Below are 20,415 nucleotides of genomic sequence, written 5' to 3'. Positions count from 1 at the left end.
CTAGAGCTTGAGCGAGGGCTTAAGTCTTAGGTCTTAGTGCCACCGAACCACTGCCGGTTCACCGGCAACCACAGCAGCACGATAACCACGGCTGAGGCGATGGACACCGGCATAACCGAGCTTACGGGGATGAGCAACACCAGCACTGCGCTGATAGCGGTAAGCGCGATGCGCGCTGACTGCTGCGCATGCAGCACGTAGGTGGTGAGCACACAGACGAGAAGCACCAGAACGCCAAGCAGCACGCCCAACTCGGTCGATAGCTGTTCCGTGCGGGTCACTGCTTCCGGGCTGTTCTCAAAGGCCACGAGCTTGCAGATATTAAACACCGCATAGGCGCAGATAAACAGCTCAATGACTGCTGCGACCTTCAACGGCCACGGCGCCCACTGGGCTTTCATATCCGCTGCTCGGCGCGATTCCCGGGCAGAATCCGTGACGTGCCCATAGCGATAGTCCTGTGCGGCATTCGGGCCAGCCGGGATGGGCGCTGGGGCAGGATGCTGGTGCCCCGGCTGCGAAGGCCCGGACTGCGGAGTCCCGAAGGTCATGAGACGTCCCCCGCAAACACGCCTCGCTGGTTCAGCTGCCAGCGGATGGGGTCGAGCACGCGGTAGGGCGCGATGCCACTGCGCGCTAATTGACGCCCCGTCGGGGCCTCACCGAGAGCAGACACAACGAAGAAGCTTCCCTCACGAGGCGCCGCAGAGTACAGCTTGTTGATGAGATCATTCGCGCCAAGGAAGCGCAACAGAGACTCGGCCTCCAGGTGAACCATGTAGCGGTCCGAGTCGTTGAAATTCCAGCCCGTATCGCGCCGGAAGGCCGCACCACGGTTGGACATGAGCTTCTTCCACCGCACATCATCAACCTGCTCAAGCTTCTGCACGGTATCGAACTTGGAAATAGTCACAGCCAGCGGCGGCGGGGTATCCGTGTCGAGAAGATCCAGAAGGTTATCCAGCACGCTCAGCGAATCCGCGCCCAATTCACCAATGTTGGGAATAAGACCGTGTATAAAATCCTGAATCTGCTTTACGCGCAGCGGATCGAAAAGGAAAATTACGAGGTCTGCGTGGGAAAAGAACGCGAGATTCTCGCGATCAGCTTCGTTCTCCGGCGGGTTTTCCAGGTCTTCGCCCGCCACATCGCGGAAGACCAAGTAATTCATGCGCGGTTGTCCCTGCTCATCCGGCCATACGCCCAGCTCGAAAATGAGTGGGTCACGCTGGTAGGCGTCCGTCGCCACAGCGCTCGGCGTGGGATCCATGGCGCGCATCTCCTCGAAGAGAGGCTTTTCATAGACCTCCGCGTAGCGCTCGCGCGTCGACTCATCCGCTGGCTGCACGGACCTATCGTGCTTGTGGGCCAACTGCTTGAGCTGCTTAATCATCACCGCCGTATACAGCGACTTGCCGGAGTTACGGGCACCGGCCATAGCTACGCAATGCGTAACCGCATCGGTCCACCCTTCCGGCAGTTCTCGGTTCGTGTACGGGCTCACAGTCACGCCCGCCTCTAGCGGCTTGAACGTCCATGGGCAACGTGCCTGGGTCATGAGTTCCTCTCCTTCAGCATGGCAGTGACTCGGTCGGTGAGCTCGGAAAGCTCAGTGTTGGCGCCGCTGTCGAGCTGCTTGACGACGTCCTCATCAATCACCGCATACGCCACCTGGCGTGGCGTGCCATTGATGTGGGCGAGCTCCAGCTCTTGGCGGCCAATAGCGCTCGTGATGAGTACGACAGTGGGCACGCCGGTATCCACCATGGACGCTACCGGGGAGTCGGTAACGTAAATAGCCAACGACGACGTGGATACGATGTTCGGCCCGTGCCACGGGCGCTGCCCCACGCGCTCCGCGCCGTTTTCAATGACCCCACTGATGAAGCGAGTAAGCTCATCCACCTTGTGGGTCTGGATGCTGTCTTGGCCATCAGTGGCGCGGAAGCGCTTGAAAGCATCCGAGAGCGCATCGATGTACTTGGCGGCTGCCTCGACAATCTTTGGTGTGACGTTCACTTGCATGGACGCAGAACCATCGACGACGACGGTGACATCATCCAGCCCGGAGGCATCGAGCTCGGCGCGCCGCATCTTGGAACGCACCTCGCGGGCAGAATCTGTAATGCCAGCGCCTTCGGTCGTGCCGAAGGCGTCAAGGCGGTAGCTGCCGGACTCGGGTGTAACTTCGGCGAGGCGCTCGGGGGAGTCCTCTGCGGCGTCGATAAGCACCCGCGGGAACGTCACCGAATCGCCCGCGTTGCTCACCGTGAGGCGCACCTCGCTGCGCTGGCCAAAGGTGCCGCCGCGCTTGGGCTGCACCACGATGGTGGCACGCTCCGGAAGGGAGTGAACCATCAGGGATAGGTCGTGCACGCGGACGGCATCGACGCCTTCACCGACGATGGCCAGCTCCATCGATGCACCACCGCTGCCCATCTCGAAGGCTTCGACGCGCAGGATGCCGTCTGAGCCGATGCGGCGGGACTCGCCGTCCCGCAATGTGTATTTAGCCATGACGCTTCTTACCTTCTTTAATATTCCCTAGTCGTGTGTTGCCTAACATCCATCGCTTCACAGCCCCGGGCCTCTGCCCTGCCCCTGTCCGCGGTTCTGCCAACCTGGGTGGTGCTGTTGGTGCCGCACGGAGCGCTCTGCGAGAAGCTGCGCCACGGCATCGAGCACCATGGCGACGCGACCAGTGGCATAACGCTCGCAGTTTTCAAGGTGGAACGCATTCACAAAATGATCAGCGGTGAGGTGCGCGATGTGTTCAAGGTCGCGGTTCTCCCACGGCCGCAGTGCGTCCTCGGCCAACAGAGTGAAATCCCGAGGGAAATAAAAGACCCACGAAGCAATAATCGCTGACATGAGTAGCTTGTCCAGCCCGTCACCCAACGTGGATTTGTCCAGGTACGCCAACTGGATTGAGCGGCCGCGATGGGTATCGAGGTACTCAATCCACCAGCGCGCATCAAAGGTGGTGAGCTTCTGGTATTCCTCCGCACTCAAGGCTGGGACAGTCGCGTTCACCCCCGGCTGCGCGCCATCTGTGGCCGTTGCTGCGGATGGTTCAGGAGTTGGTTCTGCCGGGTTGAAGCTTGGGGCTGCGCTTGTCGACGTCTCCTTTTCCAGCCCCGCACTTGCCGACGCCATAGGCGCGCCAGCTGCCCCAGCTGCAAAAGGATTATCCGATGCCGCGTTCAGTGGCAGCCCATCATCGCTCGGCGAAAGCTGCTCCTCCCGTGGGTGCGACGCAGCAAGAGGATTCGGCGGGAATGGCGCGGCGGGATCGCCGCCACCAGCAAAAGGCGAGGAACCGAAAGAAGGTGCGCCAAACGGTGCTTCCTCCTGCGCCGCTGGGGCTTCCGGCTCCGCTCTCCGCGTGTCCTCTTCAGCAGAAGATTGTTCGTACGCGCTGACATCAGGCAGGGTCTCACCCAGCACAAACACCACTGGGTTTCCGGAAATGGTGGTGTCTGCCAAGCGCTGCTTCTCGCTCGGCGGGACCACGATCATGGTGGAGGTGCTCAGTGGAAATTCATTGATGGCTGCGGCTCGTTCAAAAGTAGAGAAGCCAAAACCGTCCTCCCCCACCTCGCGGGCAGTGGCGGCAATCCACAATGCCGCTTGGTTGTCTGGCGCCACCAGAATGACCAGGCCGTTCCGAGAGTTAAGCACCGTGGCCATCGCCGATACCAAGTCACGGTTGAACGTGGAATCTGGGTTCGGGGTTACGGACTTAAACGGTGCCGGAAGCTTCTCCGGCTGGCGGAATTCCCCGTCGAGGAACTCGTCGAGCAAAACATCTGAATGCAGCGGACCGCGCGCCGAAATTCCCTCCGGAATCTGCACCTTATCCACCTCATAGATGGAAAAAGGAGCAGGTACATCGGGGGAATAAAGCACCGTGGAGGGAGCCGGCGGGGTGCCAGTTCGCGTCACGGTGGTGTAGGTGAAAACATTGCCGCCGCGCCCAGTGGCATCGAGACCAGCCGGGACTGACACCATGGTTACCCACTTATCCGCTTCCGGTGTCAGAGCGAAAACTGCTGTACGGCGAACAAGCTCAGCTCGCTGCTGCGCGGAAGGAAAATCCGGGATGGCAGTGCCGTTGTTGAGCGAGGTGGGCACGAAAGACACCAGCTCCGCGAGCTCCTCTTGAGTAAGGTCACCAACTTTCTGGCCCACTCCCCAACCGCCAGCACGGCCCTTGGCGCGGGAGAAAGATGCATAGCTAAATGCGCCGCCCATAGCTACTGGCCTCCTTGGAAGTACTGGTCCTGACCATAATTCTGGCCATAGCTCTGGTCGTAGTACTGCCCGGGCTGCGGCTCGGTGTACTGCTCAGAATACTGCGGGCCACCATTCGGGCCAGCGGCGTAGAACATCAAGCGGTTCGCCACATCTCCTTCCACGACCACGGCTTTATCTGATGCGCTCAGAGTCGGCGATGCCTCGCTATAGCTCTCAGCAAATCCGCTGAAGGCATCGTTACCGCCGAAGCTGTCGAAGGAAGAATCAACGTAGGTGTCGAACCCTTCCACAGCAAACAAACGAATGAATCCACCGCGCTGTGCGTACTGGCCAAGCGACACCGTGAAGTCTGGGTACTGCCCGCGTGAAGGGCCCAAGCCTTGTGCCACGTGGGTCGTGCTCTGCAGGTTGGTTTCCACAATGCCGAGTGCCTCACCGTCTTCCGGGAAGAGTGGCAGGCGGTCAGCTCGGTACACGACCTGGCAGGAGAACTGACGCTTATCGCCATTGCCCAGGCTCCACAGGTAGACCTTGACCTGGCCTTGGTAGACATCGACGTCAAAGTCATACGTCACGGGGCGCAGCCCCTCATACTGAATGACCCGCTCCTCGCCCTCAGTGCGCTTACCAGCAAACACCGCATAAGGCTTGAGGCGTACGGTATCGCCGTGCTGGTCGAGGTGCAGGCGGATCCCGCCTTGGAGGTCATAGTCTTCTTCACGAATCTGGTCATGTTCGCGGTTTGTAAAGTATTCGACCGCGGTAGCGCCCTTTGGCCAATCGAAGGTGATGAGCTGGCTCTCCACACGCTCGATGAGACGGAACTGGTCATCTTCAATGGACTGCACGCGCTGCAACACCTTGGATTCGCCTACCCAGGCATCGGCGTCGTTGAAGTTCACCGGGGTGATGTACACCTCGTACCAGTCCGGTGGCCACGTCATAGTGACGGTCTGGAAGGAACCCGCTTCAGAAATGCCGCGAGTCTCAGTAAAGGCGCTCGATAGCGCACTTTCGACGTACGTCTTTGGTACCGCTGAGGTAGTTAGATCTGCTGGTGGAGCTGTGGGGGTGAGGTAGATATTCACCTCACCTGACTTCGGTGAATACCAATCCACCTCAATGGAATCGTGGCCGTACTCGCTGCGGCGCTCACAGCGCGACAGCTCCAGCTTTTCCAACTCACTGGCCAGCTTCACGGAGCGCTGCACCGCAACCTCATCCTGGCTCTGCTCGGTAGCACCGTGGAACTCTGCTTGGCCCAGCAGGGAGATGACGATGGTTTGACCGGATTCTTGGACCGGGATGGTGGCCTTGCGGCCGGAGCTGTCCACGTCCTGCTCAAATCGCGGGGAAAGCAGCTCCTTCTCGCTATCACGGCAGGCATAAACCATGGCGCTGGAATGGCCTGGCAGCAGGTCCCAGGAGACTTGAATAGCCCCCTTGATGGTTGAGACTCGCACGTTGACCGGTGGGAATACCACAGCGGTGTCACCCATGAAGACTGGCTGGCTATTGACCAGTTCACGCAGGTCCGTACCTTTATAGGCCCACACGGCGTAGTGCCGCAGTCCTGCTTCTCCCGGGTTGTTATCGCGGTAGGCAGTGCCCTTGGTGTACACAAGGGTATCGCCAGCGTCGGGGGAGGCAACCATCTCGGAATCATCAGCCACCACGCGATAGAACACGACCTCGTTCGGCTCATGCTCAAGCTCCGGCCACCACAGGCGTACTGGGTGGCGCTGGTCGGATTCTTCCTCTGGCTCCGGTTCTACGCCATAGCCCAACTCATCACCGGACTCATCCTCGGCTGAGGTGGTATCTGGTACTTCAACCTCAAACTCAATGCCTGGTGCAACCCAGTTGGGGTCTTGGCGGTATTGGTACTCTGCCCGGATACCGAAGCCCGGGATGGTGATGTAGTCCTCTTCGTTGACCTGGGTCTTCTGTTCTTCTTCCGCCTGGAGCTCTGCCCATTCAGCAAAGAAGTCGCGCGGCGCCGCGGCAGCCGGCGCTTCCGACCCTGGCTGCACGTGAGGCTGCGTCTGCTGAACAGCGGCGGCCTGCTGCTCGTGCTGCTGACGCCGTGCCTGCTCTGCGGCTGCCCGTTCTGCCGCTGCGCATTCGTTGGCTGCTTGCTGCGCAGCCTTGTGGTCGGCAGCGCGTGCCTGTGCCGCCGCTGCGTTGAGGGACTGCGCACTCAGCTCTGGGTGATCTACTTCCTCACCGTTAAATGCAGCGGCAATCTGCTCAGCAAACTGTCTAAACGGGGCGGAGACAGCCTCACGGACATCGTCAGCACTCACACGCTTCAGCTCATGCAACGTTGTGAGCTCGCTAAACGGAACATCCTTGATTGAGGGTTTCGGGGTGTGTGTCATCAACGTTCCTTAGAAGGTTTCATCGAGGTCCGACAAGTCCGGAGTCCCCGGCTGACCAAACACGGGGTTAGCATTCGAGCCCGGCTGCCACGGGGTGCTCTCCTGGGTACCACGGGAGTCGCTTGGCGCATCGGTCTGTGTTGGCACCCCGAAACCCATGTGGCTGGTGTCATCCAGCTCATCGAGGGACAAGTCCGCGGTGTTGTCAAAGGTATGCGCACCAGGGACGGAATCGGGGATGAGGTACTTGAAATCAGTGATCTTGCCGTACTGCACCACCGTGACCGAACGGGAAAGCTGACTGGTCAGTGCGGTTTGACTATCCACTTCCACAATGCGAGTGCGGGAGCCATCAATCTCGGTGTAGCCCTCAGCGCCGCCAGCACTTGTCAACGCATTGGGGCTGAAGGCCTGCAAAGCGCCCTTTTCCTGATTCATGCCGGCGAGGAACTCGCTCGTGCTTTGGCTCCGTGCGCCTCCTTCCTCACGGAAGGTGACGTGGCCCAAGTACTGCTGCAAGCTGCGCGACATGCGCGGGTCCGTAATGACCTTCTGCCACTCTTGCTGCTTCAAGTCTCGGTCCTTCATATAAGGGTGGTCAAGGTTGCGCGAGAGGTTATCCAACGCAGTACTCGAACCCAGACCGGCCATTCCCCACATCTCATTAAGCGCCACGGCCGTGTGGCCAGTACGGTTGCGCTCAAAGGTGTTATTCATGTCATCCAACATGGACTTCAGCGACCGGTGCGCCCACTCCGTTTGGAAAATATGGGAACGAATCTCATCCGTCATGCGCACAGCATCGTCACGGTTGAGCACGGCCTGGGCAATACGAGCGTTCTCCGGCAGACCCGACTGCGGGGTACGCAGGTGATCGCTCGAGGTTTCCTTGCGGCCGAATGGGGCGTAGATAGCACGGCCCAACAACGCCGACCAACTCAAGAACTGGTTGTAGGCATTGGAAATGCGCGCGATTTCCGCCGAGGATGTCGCCAGGTTCTGCGCTGCAATCTCCTGGTTGCGGGCGAGTAGCTTGCGACGCTGTACGTAGTCAAAAATGTCTCGCTGGGCCTTGGTGAACACCGCCCACGAACACAGGAGGAAAAGCAGAATCGCCACAATGATGCCCACTACGTACCACGGCCAGTCGAACCACTGCAGGTACTCACCAAGCGGCAGATCCTGGTTGTAGCGGCCAGCCACCATGTAGGTCAGAAGCGCAAGGAACACGAAGAGGACAACCCACATCGTGCGTAGCTTGCCGGTAAGAGCTTTGTTCTCTGCGTTGAAGTCACGCGATTGGAAGCTGTTGGCCAGCTCCTGTAGCTCGCGGGCCATAGCGTGTGCCTCACGGTATTTCTGCTGAGCATGGCCCAACTTATCCCACAGTCCCTGGCCCACCTTCCATGCGAAGGTGGTGCTGTTCTTCGCACGCCAGGAAGCAAACTCATGCTTCTTGCGGCTGACAGCCTCGTTACGGGTTTGCTGACTCGTGTACTCGATGTCGGCGGCGAAGCGCTCTGCGCCTACCGGATCGAAGGGAGCCACCGTTGCCTGTGACTCATGCGTGTACCCCAAGGTACTGGTCATGAGCGGATGGAAGCCGTGGAAGGAAGCGCTAACATCCTGTACCGACTGGCCGCCATACTGCACGATGTACATGTTGCCCTGGTTGTTGCGCAGTCCCTGGGTTTCAATGCTCTCGCGCCAAGAACCGTCAACCAATCCGAGCGCGTAATCGTGATAGGCCTCCCAGGTGTGGGACAACTGCGGCTCTTGGCCCAGCGAAAAGTGCTGTTCTTTTGCCACGCGCATCGTGTGTTCGCTGGCTTGGCGCAGTTCATCGACGCTGGTGGCACCGCTCCCCTTGCCAGAGTGCCCTGCCAGCACAACCTCAACACTGGAATTCTCGCCGTACAGCATCTTCTGGAGGAACGTGGCGGCGTTCTTGTTCATGGCACCGCGCTGTCCTTCGACCCAATCCTGGGGCTTGCCGACGACCGTTGACCAGTACAGACGCAGATTATCTTTAAGTGCTGCCCAACCACTGACCTTGTGAGACTGTAGTTCCTCATAAGCGGTAGGCGCGCTCACCAATGGGGAGATCTGCTGGTCAATGAACATCTTGGCGCACTGATCCGTGAGTTGCTCCGGGTTTGCGTAGTGCACAGCACGGGAAATGTTGTTGACCTGCGGTTGCGGAAGACGCTGAGTGGGGTCAAAGACGGCCTTCTTGACCTTGTCCTCAATGTCACTGGCGTCGATCGTGCGGTGGAAGGCACGCACAAGCCGGAAGCGCTGGCGGTCACCGGTTTCGATGACTCGGTGTGTATCGGGGTCCAGCACGGCCGGCTCCGGCATGCCGCGCCACAGGCCGAAGATGCTGGCCACGGCAGGGGCGGCAAACTGTGCGAGCTCGAAACCATCTTTGGTCCGTTTAATGGGGCGAATCCGTGAGGAGGCCGGGGTTCCGCCTTCTTCCGGGGAAAGCACGAGGTTGCTCCAGCCCTGCAGCGGCATTACCTCAACGTTGTCCATCGGCAAGGCGGACAGCAGCAGACGAACGCGCAGGTTGGAGGCCTGAATCAGGCGTTGGTCGACTGCACTGACCCACTCCGTGAGCTTGTTGGCGTCCTGCGGTTGTTCGGCATCCATCGGATCAATGGTGGCGAGGAGGACGTCACCGGAAAAGCCGCGGAGGGCATCATCAAGCGTCGACAAGCGCACAGTGCCGTCCTCCGTGAAGGAACGCACAACCGCTCCGTTGGTGGGGTGCGCGTAGTCGATCCATACGAAGTCTTGCAGGAGGCCGACGGCACGCAAATCGCTCAACCGCGAGCGGATATCATCCGCAGTCGCGCCGTGCCCGAAGATAATTACGTTCGTCATTAGAAGGTGTCATCCAGATCGTTGAGGTTGAATTCCGGTGAAGTGGTCTGCCCGAAATCTGACTCTGAGGTGCGTGCCTGCGGGCTCGGCTGCGCCACGGGATTCTCGGCTACGGTCTTGGCTTGGTCCAGGTAGTTGCGGATAACCGGCACCATAGCGATAACGTCCTCGGCCAAGTCGCGGTAGTACGGCGTCATGGACGCCACCTCGCGGGAGCGAATCTCTGCGAATGGCTTGTTCGCGCGGCCTTGGCCTGGCAAGGCGTTGGTGTGGCCCGGAACGAAGTGATCAGCACCGCGTGCGAACTTGTCCAACTCCGCGACGAAGGTTTCGTAGCGATCCTGGATGGACGTGCCCACCGTGCCGCGGTTCGGAACTTCACCGGACGAAAGGAACTGCGCCAAACGGTGGACAACCGGGTGCGTTGATGCGCCGGAGTGAGCGAAGTCGAGTCCGTCGTCGAAAAGCCCACGCAGCAACTGGTACGGATACAGCGATGATGCGAAGCCGTGAGGACCGTTCTCCTGCACCTTGGCGTATGCGATGAAGATGGATTCCAGTACCGAGGACATCCAGTCCGACTTCTTGATCATGCGGCGCGGCGAGATGAGCATGGGGTTCGGGAAGTCGACCCAATTGTTCACGCCACCATCAGTGTCATCAAAGATATGGGCCGCGGCGTTGCTGGTGTCTGGGTTAGAGATGTACACGCGCCCGGTGATGCGGCCAATGATCCAACCGGCAACCATGGCCTGGCGCTCGGTCTCCGTGAGCGGCAACGCTGCCGGGAGCGGGCGGGTTCGGCGCTCCGACCACCAGGAACCATCGAAGTTGTCCTGCTTCTCAATGTCCTTGGCGATGTAGTTGAACATGGAGGAGAAGACAATCGGCGAGTAGTTCGGGTAGGAGCCGAAAATCTCGATGTGCTGAACATGATCCGACATGTTCAAGGAGTTGCGGAGAGCAACCGAGGACGGGCCGTCAATTTCCGGGCGGTTGAGCACGGACTCCAACTGCGCAGCGATACCGCTCTCTGCGGAGCCGAGCTCAGCAAACGGAATATCGGAGAAAGAGTAGGTGTACTGCACTGACTTGCCATGGATGCGCTGGACCATGTCGTCGTTGACGGCCGCCAGCGGACGGGCATAGCTTAGTGCCAGCTGGAAGGCCTCGACGAAGCGGCGCTGACGCTCGGCGTGCTCAACCTCGTTGATGTCCGGGGTCAGCGTGAGGTAGCGGCGAAGATCCACCGAGTTGAACTTCTGGAACTCATAATCGCGGCGGTTAATCCACTGGCGGGAGCGCTCCAGCAGATCCGTTGGGCGAATCTTGGCACGGTAGTGCGCACGCTGGGATTCGCGGGACTCACCAGTCTGTGGGTGACGTGACAGGTACTTAGAAACCCAGCCAGCGCGGTTGGAATAAGCATCGTTCGTGCGCTTCTGCGGTGCCAACGTGTCATTCGGTGCTTGGGCTGCGTCGAGGGATTCCCACTCACCGCGGATGACAGAGCGCACTGCGAAAGGATAAGCCTGCTCATAGTTCGTGACGTCCGCCGTGGATTGCTGGCCCTGGATCGTGCGCAGCATCTGATCCTTGTAGTCAACGATGAAGGAGTTGACGTCCGTGAGCATGATTTCGTTCTCGGCACCCTTGAAGCGGGTTTCGACAACCTCATCAATTTCCGTCGGCCACGCATTGACCTCATCGGTGCGCACATCCGCGAGCTTGTTGGTTTCAGCACGCTTGGACACTGCCTTCTCTAGCACGGCGTGGGCATCTGCCAGCTCGCGCTTGAGGTGGAAAAGGTTCTCGTCAGCATAATCTTGGAGAACATCCTTGAGCAGGTGTGCGATGGCCATGAGCGCGTAGCTGTAGAACTGGTTGTAGTACAAGCCCATGAGCGCATTAACCGTCGGCGTCGGATCCGTCATCTGACCCTTACCAGTCAGCGGGCTCAGGATGGGATCCGCGCCCTCCGGCTTCGTCAGCACGCGGGTGTTTTGGTAGTAACCCGAGTACTCTCCCAAGACCGGCATGAGGCGGTCGGAGTTCGTCAACACATCCGTAATCTTCGAAAGCATCTCGCGCACATAGGGCACGCCCACGGCCGCCAGCTCGCCCTCGACGGTAGCCAGCACGCTGTCAGTGAAGAAGTTGGCGTAGCGGTAGACAATGTCATACGCAGCATTGTTCAGCACGGAGGCAATCGCCTGTTCGTTGCGTGGGTCAGCCATGTTGCCTTCGAACTCGTCGCGCCACTCGTTGACGTTACGGCCCTGGCCTACCGGAATGTAGTTCTGCAGGTACTTCGTTGCGCTATCCGCAGCCTGCTGAGCCTGGCCACCGAAAACGCTGTTGAGCCAGTTCCAGACGCTGCCGCTATCAATCTGACCGCCGTGCGCCCAGGACGGATCAAGAGTAATGGAGCTAAAAGCATTGGGCAGGCGCTCCTCTAGCTTCTTGGCAATCTGCATCTCACCGGCTTCGGGGTTCTGCGGATCGAGGTGACCGTTGAAGAGACGCTCAAAGGCGCTGCGGGCAAGGCGCTGAGAGGAGTACTCGGCGAAACGGTCGCGGCCCATGGATACCTGGGCATAACCAAGAGAACCCCAGGGTAGGCGGCCCCACGGAGTACCACCGGTAGGGCTATCCCAACCGAAGAAGCGGCGGCCGCCGTCACCCGCAGGAGTATTGGTCAACGCGTAGGAGACAAGGTTATCGCTGGCCTTTGTGGAGGCCATCAGACCGGCCAGCGCGCGGCCAAGTCCACGATAAATGGACATCGCAGAGCCGTCACCGAAGCGCGCGCTGGTGGTACCCATCTTGGAGCCGATTGGGAAAATACGGCCAAAAGTCTGACCCTCCGGCGGGTTGCCCATATCGAAGGCTTCGAAGATGGCGCGGTCATGCTTGCTGGAATTACCCATCTGGGCTGCCACGACTTCACCAAACATGGCCAAGGAGTTCGGCCACGCGCCAGCCATGTCATCGGCCTTGTTATCGGAGAAGATCTCCGGGGTGTACATGAAGACGAGAGTGCCCTGTGGGTTCACATTCGGAATAGTGGTAAGCACGCGGCACACATCAAGGAACATCGAGGCACCAGCACCGCCCGCCATAGAGGAGACCACGAGGACGACCGGCTGGGAGTCACCAGTATCGGAGTCCAACTTGGTCTGCTTGTAATTCAAGCGGTTGAGTTCTTGGATTGCTTCCTGGGTGAACATCTCATCCACCGCTGCCTTGAGAGACTGGCGAATCTCCTTAAGGTGCGGCAGGGTCAGCATGCGGCCAATAGCGCGGTACTGGCCGGCACCATCAGCAAGCTTGACATCATTGGACGCCGGGTTTCGAGTAGCCCAAGTGGCGATCTCACCAAGCTTGCCGGAGCGGCCGAGGATGCTGGAGACTCCCTCGTCGAAGGTGTTGTAGTTCTGGCGCGAACCAATGCCGACGTACTGTCCGCCGTTTTGCGTCACGTTGGGCAGCTTCTGCGGGCCGGCTTCCTCCTCAAGAGGCACGTCGATGTTGACGAACTGCCACGCCTTGGGCAGTTCGGTCATGTCCGGGTCAATGCTGCGCAGCTCTGCTTTGAGCTGGTCCATCATGAACGCCAGGGTCTTGGCGCCGGAGCCACCGCAACCGACGACGAGGAACTTCTTCATCTTTAACTACCTTTCGAAGGGGCTTCGCTTCTGTGCTGTTGTGTGGTGCTAAACCGACTTAGTTCCGGGGTCCGAACCCGGGGTTCGGGGGAAAGCCGCCGTTGTTACCAGGGGTACCAGGATTGTTCGGACGTTGCTGTCCCGGTTGACCGAACCCGGAGCCACCAGGCTGTCCTGGACCGCCTGGCTGATTCGGACGCTGTGGCTGGCCGAAGCCCTGTCCACCACCGAATCCTGGCCCTCCACCAAATCCAGATTGGCCAGGCTGATTCGGACGGCCCGGCTGGCCGTGCTGAGGCGGGGTCTGCGGGGACGGTCCCGCAGGTTGCGAGGAACCAAAGCCACCGCGTTGCGGGGTATGTGGTTGACTGCCCTGGTACGGAGCTCCTTGTGGTCCACCTTGCGGGCCCCACGGGCCCTGTGGAGCAGATGGTCCTGGTTGACCGGTGGGGCCAGACGGACCACCCGGTTGCTGAGGTGGGGTCTGCTGCCCTGCTGGCGGCGGTGTCGGCTCCTTCTCAGCAGGGAACGCTACCTGGTCAAAGAGCGGCAGTGCCTGTCGGCTGATTTCCTTCGACATTTCGTCGTACTGGCTGGCCTGCGCCAGCGTATCGACGGTCATAACGATCTCACCGGAATCACGGTCCTTCTGGTTACCAACAAAGAACCACTCATTCTGAATGGCCAGCGGCAGCACTGCGCGGTAACCGGACTTCTTGCCCTTGCCGGAGATTGTGCCGTCACGCTGAATCTCTACGTGCGCGGCGGTAAAGGGGCTCAGCCCCATCTTCACCTTGGCTTCATTGCGGCCCAGCTGAGCTGAGCGTGCCGAGGTCTCCACCGGTACCGCGCCCTGGAACTCATCCTTGCTGACTGCAAATGGGCGGCCATTATCGGTGCGAACCAGGTTGGCCCCGTCGCGCTTGACCGGGATCGTCTTAACGAACATGCGTGGCTTTTCTGGAATACGGCCAGAGAACCACTTCATGAAGTACAGGATGGCCAGCGGAATGAGCAGTGCAAGCAGCACTGCAAGGACAAATGCCAAACCAAATGCAGACTTGCTCAGAGGAGCACTCATGGAGCCCTGCAAGGTCAACGGCAACTCTATCTGCTGGTTGTCTTCTGCTGACTGGAGATTAATTACCGGCTCCACGCGCAGCGGACCGTCAGCCATATTCTCCACGCTCAACGTCACCGGAATGGTGGCTTTCTCGTCCTTGGACAGCTCCAGTGCAGAGTCCTCAGAGTTATTCTTGGAGGACACAGCGATGGAGGACACTCCTGCAGGCAGCATGGCATCTTCGGTATTCACTGTCTGGTCTGCAACCCACACCTTGCCCGGGCCGGTCACAGGGACGTCGACGGTAATTTCTTTTTCCGTCATCGTGATTGTCTGCGCCGAGCCAACAGTGGGCATGTTCACCGGAGTAATAGTCAGCGGGGTTTCGGCATTGATGGGATCCAGCTTGGAACCCGGACGATCCTCCGTGCCCTTCGTGGTGATGTCCACGCGAGTGACCAGCTGACCAGAGGCAGCGTTTTCTACTTGATCGAGCGGAATATCGACAGGCTGCCCATCGGTAATGGGGGCGTTGTCCACGAGAGTGACCGGGGAACCTTCCTCCGGTACGAACTCTGCGTGCAGTGTGCCCTCGCCTTCTAGCGTGCGGGCCTCACCTTTGCCGTCCACCAGTTGGCCCTTGAGTATCTGGTCGGAGTTAATGCCTCCCTCAACCTTGGTGCCATCCTCACGCTTGAGGTCAAGGGTGAGACCGGGGACCATGACGACAGACGCAAGGTACTCACCATCAGTGCCCTCCGCCACCTTGTAGCCGAAGGTCCATGCGCCCGCCCAGTCATCGCCATCCTTTTCCATAGCGATGTCCACCATGCCCGGCAGCTTATTGTTTTCGGTCACGGAGACCTTCGCGCCAGCCACCTTGGTGGTATCAGTGTGGAGCTCAACCACCTCACCATTGGGGCCGGTCAACGTAGGAATAAGAGTGCCTTCATCCACCGAATTCTTCGGTACTGCGGACAGGCGCACTGGGGAGACGGAGTCATCCAGAACGAAGTCGAATTGGTCCTTCAGGTTGCCGTCTTTAGTCACACCACCCGAGGTCGGAATGAGATTTCGGAAGGCAGCGAAGAGTGCCGCAGGGTCCTCACCAGCATCAAAGAACGCACCGTTCGGGGCACCTTGGCCACAGTCCTCACCTTCTGCCATGCGAGTCAGCTGGCTAATCTGGTCCTGGGCCTCAGCAGCAGGAACAAGGCCGACGTTAAAGAGGCGAATGTTCGAGTTGCGGAAAGCAGTTACTGAAGAGTTGACCTCACACAGCTTGTCTTGTGCGCCCTTCAGATTATTTGCTTCGGCATCGGTGTAGTACTTGCCATCGGTAAAGAACACGATGGCACGGCAATTACTGCTTTCATGAGATGCGAATTCCTTGAGCGCACCCGAGTACGCAGCACCGTAGTTGGTCTCTAGATCAGAAACGCGGTCATCCTGGCGGAATTTCTCCAGCTCCCCATCTAAGGCGTCTTCCTTACCGGAAACGTTGGTCCAGCCACCATACTCGGCTGGATCGCTGTAGTACTCGGAACCAAAGCCAGCGAGCTTGACGTTGATGTCGGCGCCGTTATCCTCGCCGAGGTTAGCCAGCTGTTTCACAATGTCCGCCGTAGCATCTACGCGGAAAAAGTCGGCATCCGTAGGCGTTGAGCCTTCGTAGCCGACGAGCGACGCCGATTGGTCCAGAACAAAAAGTAGGTCCGCAGATTTCTCACTCGCGATACACGAGCCGAAGTCAGACAGGTTCTTTTGGGAGACTTCAGAAAGCTTGGACTCAGAACCGATACCTTCGCGGTGTTCCTCCGGAGCAGGCTTGTCCTCTGGGTGCTCGTCAGGATTGTGGTCGCCGTTGTCCTCTGGGTGGTCTTCAGGTTTATCGTCCGGATTCCCTTCCGGATTATCCGGCGCGGGTGCATCCGGTGCCGGCGGCGCCTCAGGAGCTGGTGCATCCGGAGCCGGTGGGGCTTCTTGCGCTACAGCTCCCAAGCTACCGCCGAAACCGGCAATCATCGCTGCTGCGGACAAAGCTAGTGCACGAGTGAACTTCTTCATTAGGCGCCAACCGCCTTTCCTACATAGAAGGCGATTTCGACCGCAGCGACGATGACGAGGAGGAAACTACCGCCCATAATGACGCGGTAGAGCAAGGTTTGTGTGGTGTCCTCAATGTAGAAGGTTTCTGCTTGCCGCTGCGTGTTCTTCAAGGTGTATAGGCCCAAAAGAACAAAGGTAACGATGCCCGCCAGCAGCCAGCCAAAAATCGCGAGGCCAAAGTACAGGCCCTGCGTCGGGGAGGCAACGAGGGGCGCCACGATAAGCAGAATCAGCGCGATAACTGCAGAGACACCTGCTGCGATGAGCAGTGACCACGGCCCCTTCGTCGGCTCGCTCGGCGTGGCGACCTGGCGGCGGAAATCTGGGGTTGGGGAGGACTGGCCAAAGCCATCCGACGAGCCCGGCGCGCCAAAGCCCGAACCGGAACCAAAGCCGGAACTTGGGCCCGTGTCTGCGCTCTGTCCTGAACTGGGGTTAGGGTTCGGGTTCTGCGCCGGATTGGGAACACCAAATCCGCCGGATCCACCGGGCGCACCGAACCCAGAGCCGGCGTTGTGTCCTGCGCCGGGGTTCGGCGTGGGCGCACCTTGTGGAGGGCGCCCGCCAAACTGTGGTGACGAACCTGGGGAACCAAATGTCATAGCGATACCTTCTCTATAACGGTGTTTGCCCCGACCGACCTCCCTCTCCTCCCTGCATAAGTGCGTGGAAGACAAAGAATCAGCCGGAGTGCTGAGAGCATTGAGATATAAGGTAGTCGCAGTCTCGGACACGTTCTTCTCGTGCTGACCTAAAAATTCGAACGCGCCCGAATTTCTTCGAGCGCTCAGCAAGCACAGCAGACAAGAAACGTGCAGGGAACACGACAACACTGCAAGCAAAAGAATGCCATAGTATGGCCACCTTTTCTGCCCAGTTCAGATAACTTTCTGGCTACTATCCTCTTAATGGATCCCGAAAACAAGCTGCTCATCTGCAGTTTTGTTTCACAATGACACCACAGGGATTACTCCCCGGTAGTAGCGCTAGATCCACCCCATTTCTAGTTCCCCCATCTTCATGGAAAAATGCTGTGTTATGACAACTCAATCGGCAACCGCAACCACCAAACCCGGTGGCGAGAGCATCCGATTCATCCCGGTACATTCCACTTTGTACCCGTGGCTGGTCACGGTGTTCGTCGTCACCTTCCTCATCTCGAACATCAATGCCACGAAGGGCGTCCAGCTGGGCCCGCTCATTACCGATGGTGCTTTCTTCCTCTTCCCTCTTGCCTACATCGTGGGCGACGTTCTCTCTGAGTGCTACGGCTTCAAGTCCACCCGCCGCGCTGTCTACATCGGCTTCGCCATGGCTATCCTTGCCGCGCTCTCCTTCTACATCGCCATCTGGCTGCCTGCCGCGGACTTCTATGAAGGCCAGGAAGCTTTCGAAGCAACTCTCGGACTGGTTCCGCAAATTCTTGCTGCCTCCTTGGTCGGCTACGTTGTGGGCCAGCTGCTCAACTCCTTCACCTTGGTGAAGATGAAGGCCCGCTCGGGCGAGAAGGGCCTCATTGCTCGCTTGGTCGCTTCCACCGTCGTTGGCGAGTTCGGCGATACCCTGTTGTTCTGCGCCATCGCAGCGCCCGTCATCGGTATCGATTCCTTCAGCGGCTTCCTGAACTACGTCATCGTGGGCTTCTTGTGGAAGACCGCCTGCGAGGTCATCATGCTTCCGCTGACCACGTTGGTTATCTCCTGGGTCAAGCGCCGCGAAGACTACGTACCTATCGACGAGATCGAAACCCCTACGGCAACGCCATCTAAGTAGCAGCGACCTCTCCCGAATTTTCACCCCCTTGGCACGCACTGTGCTGAGGGGGTCTATTTCTCTCTTCCTTTCACCCATCTTGCGTAATACGATGCATTCACGGTGACAAAGGAGAAATAATGGCTGCATGTGAAGGCCGTCCGATATCTGATCCTGCCCGCGCAGCGCTTTTGGAACGGGTCGAAGACTACTACGACCTTCAGGAACTGCGCGCAGCAATGGCAGAGGATTCCGGCGAGCGCTTTAACCTCGATGAGGTCTTAAAGGACATCTACGATGCATAAGCATCTTCGAGCCTCCTTCCTCCTTATCCTTAACCTGGCCACGGTCCTGAGTATTGCTGCATGCTCGGGGACGAAAGAAGACCCGTCGCCTGAAACGACGAGCCACGCGGCACCGGAAACGACGGCGGTGAGCAGTGAGGCGTCGTCAAGCGCAGCGCCCACTCCTCCCCCACTCAATGAGGGCCCGGCGCCAGCCCTGACCGGTGCGTTTGAGATGGATGGCCCGGCCGCAATCACGGGCGCGACCTATGACTCGATGCCCTTCGTCGTGCCCCTCAACCCGGCCGGTCCGCAGGAGACCATGGTGCGCTGGGTCCGAGACTGGGGTGAGTCCCCCGCCACGGCAGAACAGGGCACCACCTACGTCTTGGGCCATGCCTGGGGCCAACAGAAACTGGTATTCAACCCCTTCTCCGAGGTGGTCACAGCCAACGTCGATCTGAGCAACCCCACCTCCGTGGAGGGCCTCGACGGCGTGGATGTGCAGCGCTTTGCGACGTCCACCCTGAACGGCTCCCACATCCGCATGACCTCCGAGGGTGGTGAGGGCCGCGAGTGGATCGTGGATAACGCCTTCCTCATCCCCAAGAATCAGCTCGGCAGCGACGCCGACCTCATGAATACCGAGGTTCCCGGGCGCATCGTACTCATTGCGTGTGCGGTGGACGGCGCCTCGGACTTGGAGTACAACGTCATCGTCACCGGTCACTTGGCGTAATAGCGCCCCATAAACTCATCGCGGTAAGCCTCGTAATAGCCGCCATCGATGGACTCCCGGATGTTATCCACCAGGCGAATCATGAACTCCAGGTTGTGGATAGTGCACAGCGTGCCGGCGAGGAATTCCTTGGCCTTGAGCAAGTGGTGGATATAAGCGCGGGAGTAGTTCTCCGAGACGTAACCGCCGAACTCCTCGTCCACACCAACAAAGTCACGCTTGAAGCGCGCATTGGTGAGGTTGAGGCGGCCATCCAGCGTGTACACGCCACCGCGGCGCGCCAGACGGGTCGGCGCCACGCAATCGAAGGTATCGGCACCAGCCTCAACGGCGGTAAAGATGTCATCGGGTTCAGAGATACCCAGCAGGTGCCGGGGCTTATCGACGGGCAACTCATCGCATACCCACCCCACAATCGTGCCCAGGTTTTCCTTCTCCAATGCGCCACCGATGCCGAAGCCTCCGAAGCCGCGCCGGCCATTCGCTTCGGCGCGATCAGACAGCTCCACGAGCCCGCGCGCAGCCTGTCGGCGCAGGTCCTCGTATTGCGCGCCCTGCACCACACCCCACAGGGATTGGCGTGGCTTCTGCGGGCCACGGGCGAGGGTAAGGCGGTCATGCTCATCCAAGCAGCGCTGCGCCCAGCGGCGCGTGCGCTCCACGGATTCCTCCTGGTAAGTGCGGGTATCCACGAGCGTGGTGAGCTCGTCGAAGGCAAACATGATGTCCGCGCCCAAGCCATGCTGGATCTGCATGGAGACCTCCGGGGTGAAGCGATGCGTGGAGCCATCGATGAAGGATTTAAAGTCCACGCCGTCCTCATCCACCTGCGCCATGCGCTCTTTCTTGGCCGCACGGATATCGGACTCCGTCAGGTCCGCCACGTCCATGGCGAGGACCTTCTTAAAACCCACGCCGAGCGACATGACCTGGAATCCGCCCGAGTCGGTGTACGTCGGCCCATGCCAATTCTCGAAGGTAGCCACGCCACCGGCCTCATCCACGATGTCGTGGCCCGGCTGCAGGTAGAGGTGATAAGCGTTGGACAAGATGGCCTGCGCGCCGGTGGCCCGGATCTGTTCCGGGGTCAGCGTCTTTACCGTGGCCTTGGTGGCCACCGGGATGAAGGCCGGGGTTTGGATATCTCCATGCGGCGTATGGATAACGCCGGTGCGGCCGTGCTTTCCCGGTTGTGCTGGACCACTTAGGTCCAGCTCCTTCTTCACATCGAAGGACAGGTCGGTCTCAAGCTGCGGCTTAGGGTGGGTCATAG

Annotated in this window: 13 protein-coding genes; 3 read left to right on the top strand and 10 right to left on the bottom strand. The window is 59.5% G+C overall.

The genetic code is table 11. The features are described from left to right. Window positions 1-26 precede the first annotated feature (26 nt). Genes I6J26_RS06750 through I6J26_RS12905 form a run of 9 tightly spaced genes read right to left on the bottom strand, consistent with a single transcriptional unit; the run spans window position 27 to window position 16,969 of the window. Window positions 27-551: a hypothetical protein gene (locus I6J26_RS06750; protein WP_239121741.1), complete on the bottom strand. Its 525-nt coding sequence runs from the start codon at window positions 549-551 to the stop codon at window positions 27-29. Next, the gene (locus I6J26_RS06745; protein ID WP_115021003.1) at window positions 548-1,558 is read right to left on the bottom strand and encodes a TRAFAC clade GTPase domain-containing protein; all 1,011 of its coding nucleotides are present in this window, start codon (window positions 1,556-1,558) and stop codon (window positions 548-550) included. Before I6J26_RS06745 ends, I6J26_RS06750 begins: the two co-directional genes overlap by 4 nt. Then, window positions 1,555-2,517 carry a hypothetical protein gene (locus I6J26_RS06740; RefSeq protein ID WP_115021002.1) on the bottom strand — a complete coding sequence of 321 codons (963 nt, stop codon included), beginning with the start codon at window positions 2,515-2,517 and terminating at the stop codon, window positions 1,555-1,557. The genes I6J26_RS06745 and I6J26_RS06740 overlap by 4 nt, the downstream gene beginning before the upstream one ends. A gap of 57 nt (window positions 2,518-2,574) precedes the next feature. Further along, complete coding sequence (locus I6J26_RS06735) at window positions 2,575-4,254, bottom strand: hypothetical protein (RefSeq protein WP_220182054.1); 1,680 nt, start codon at window positions 4,252-4,254, stop codon at window positions 2,575-2,577. Between the two features lie 2 nt (window positions 4,255-4,256). Further along, window positions 4,257-6,638 carry a hypothetical protein gene (locus I6J26_RS06730; RefSeq protein WP_115021001.1) on the bottom strand — a complete coding sequence of 794 codons (2,382 nt, stop codon included), beginning with the start codon at window positions 6,636-6,638 and terminating at the stop codon, window positions 4,257-4,259. A 9-nt stretch (window positions 6,639-6,647) separates the two neighbouring features. Beyond that, a complete protein-coding gene (locus I6J26_RS06725; protein WP_115021000.1) occupies window positions 6,648-9,527 on the bottom strand; it encodes a hypothetical protein in 2,880 nt (959 codons plus the stop codon). After that, window positions 9,527-13,195: a tubulin-like doman-containing protein gene (locus I6J26_RS06720; RefSeq protein ID WP_115020999.1), complete on the bottom strand. Its 3,669-nt coding sequence runs from the start codon at window positions 13,193-13,195 to the stop codon at window positions 9,527-9,529. Before I6J26_RS06720 ends, I6J26_RS06725 begins: the two co-directional genes overlap by 1 nt. A 58-nt stretch (window positions 13,196-13,253) precedes the next feature. Beyond that, window positions 13,254-16,325 carry a VWA domain-containing protein gene (locus I6J26_RS06715; RefSeq protein ID WP_239121740.1) on the bottom strand — a complete coding sequence of 1,024 codons (3,072 nt, stop codon included), beginning with the start codon at window positions 16,323-16,325 and terminating at the stop codon, window positions 13,254-13,256. Further along, window positions 16,325-16,969 carry a hypothetical protein gene (locus I6J26_RS12905; RefSeq protein ID WP_239121739.1) on the bottom strand — a complete coding sequence of 215 codons (645 nt, stop codon included), beginning with the start codon at window positions 16,967-16,969 and terminating at the stop codon, window positions 16,325-16,327. The genes I6J26_RS06715 and I6J26_RS12905 overlap by 1 nt, the downstream gene beginning before the upstream one ends. A gap of 436 nt (window positions 16,970-17,405) precedes the next feature. Between I6J26_RS12905 and I6J26_RS06705 the strand changes: the two genes are divergently transcribed. From I6J26_RS06705 to I6J26_RS06695, 3 genes are all read left to right on the top strand, one after another. Further along, window positions 17,406-18,140 (top strand): queuosine precursor transporter, encoded by a 735-nt coding sequence (locus I6J26_RS06705; protein ID WP_115020998.1) that lies wholly within the window; start codon window positions 17,406-17,408, stop codon window positions 18,138-18,140. 119 nt (window positions 18,141-18,259) lie between these two features. Continuing rightward, a complete protein-coding gene (locus I6J26_RS06700) occupies window positions 18,260-18,424 on the top strand; it encodes a DUF6290 family protein (protein ID WP_181815324.1) in 165 nt (54 codons plus the stop codon). Continuing rightward, window positions 18,417-19,142 carry a sortase gene (locus tag I6J26_RS06695; RefSeq protein WP_115020997.1) on the top strand — a complete coding sequence of 242 codons (726 nt, stop codon included), beginning with the start codon at window positions 18,417-18,419 and terminating at the stop codon, window positions 19,140-19,142. Before I6J26_RS06700 ends, I6J26_RS06695 begins: the two co-directional genes overlap by 8 nt. Here I6J26_RS06695 and tgt read toward each other — a convergent pair. Beyond that, window positions 19,130-20,413 (bottom strand): tRNA guanosine(34) transglycosylase Tgt, encoded by a 1,284-nt coding sequence (tgt, locus tag I6J26_RS06690; protein WP_115020996.1) that lies wholly within the window; start codon window positions 20,411-20,413, stop codon window positions 19,130-19,132. The genes I6J26_RS06695 and tgt overlap by 13 nt on opposite strands. Between the last annotated feature and the right edge of the window lie 2 nt (window positions 20,414-20,415).

The sequence above is a fragment of the Corynebacterium minutissimum genome (genome assembly GCF_016889765.1).
In the GTDB taxonomy this organism is placed as follows: Bacteria; Actinomycetota; Actinomycetes; order Mycobacteriales; family Mycobacteriaceae; genus Corynebacterium; species Corynebacterium minutissimum_B.
The sequence above is the reverse complement of the archived record's forward strand: the minus strand, read 5'-3'. Positions and strand labels throughout refer to the sequence as shown.

Bases quoted from the DNA above. Each gene is read 5' to 3' on its own strand.
- I6J26_RS06750 (WP_239121741.1), bottom strand. From the start codon at position 551: ATGACCTTCGGGACTCCGCAGTCCGGGCCTTCGCAGCCGGGGCACCAG.
- I6J26_RS06745 (WP_115021003.1), bottom strand. From the start codon at position 1,558: ATGACCCAGGCACGTTGCCCATGGACGTTCAAGCCGCTAGAGGCGGGC.
- I6J26_RS06740 (WP_115021002.1), bottom strand. From the start codon at position 2,517: ATGGCTAAATACACATTGCGGGACGGCGAGTCCCGCCGCATCGGCTCA.
- I6J26_RS06735 (WP_220182054.1), bottom strand. From the start codon at position 4,254: ATGGGCGGCGCATTTAGCTATGCATCTTTCTCCCGCGCCAAGGGCCGT.
- I6J26_RS06730 (WP_115021001.1), bottom strand. From the start codon at position 6,638: ATGACACACACCCCGAAACCCTCAATCAAGGATGTTCCGTTTAGCGAG.
- I6J26_RS06725 (WP_115021000.1), bottom strand. From the start codon at position 9,527: ATGACGAACGTAATTATCTTCGGGCACGGCGCGACTGCGGATGATATC.
- I6J26_RS06720 (WP_115020999.1), bottom strand. From the start codon at position 13,195: ATGAAGAAGTTCCTCGTCGTCGGTTGCGGTGGCTCCGGCGCCAAGACC.
- I6J26_RS06715 (WP_239121740.1), bottom strand. From the start codon at position 16,325: ATGAAGAAGTTCACTCGTGCACTAGCTTTGTCCGCAGCAGCGATGATT.
- I6J26_RS12905 (WP_239121739.1), bottom strand. From the start codon at position 16,969: ATGACATTTGGTTCCCCAGGTTCGTCACCACAGTTTGGCGGGCGCCCT.
- I6J26_RS06705 (WP_115020998.1), top strand. From the start codon at position 17,406: ATGACAACTCAATCGGCAACCGCAACCACCAAACCCGGTGGCGAGAGC.
- I6J26_RS06700 (WP_181815324.1), top strand. From the start codon at position 18,260: ATGGCTGCATGTGAAGGCCGTCCGATATCTGATCCTGCCCGCGCAGCG.
- I6J26_RS06695 (WP_115020997.1), top strand. From the start codon at position 18,417: ATGCATAAGCATCTTCGAGCCTCCTTCCTCCTTATCCTTAACCTGGCC.
- tgt (WP_115020996.1), bottom strand. From the start codon at position 20,413: ATGACCCACCCTAAGCCGCAGCTTGAGACCGACCTGTCCTTCGATGTG.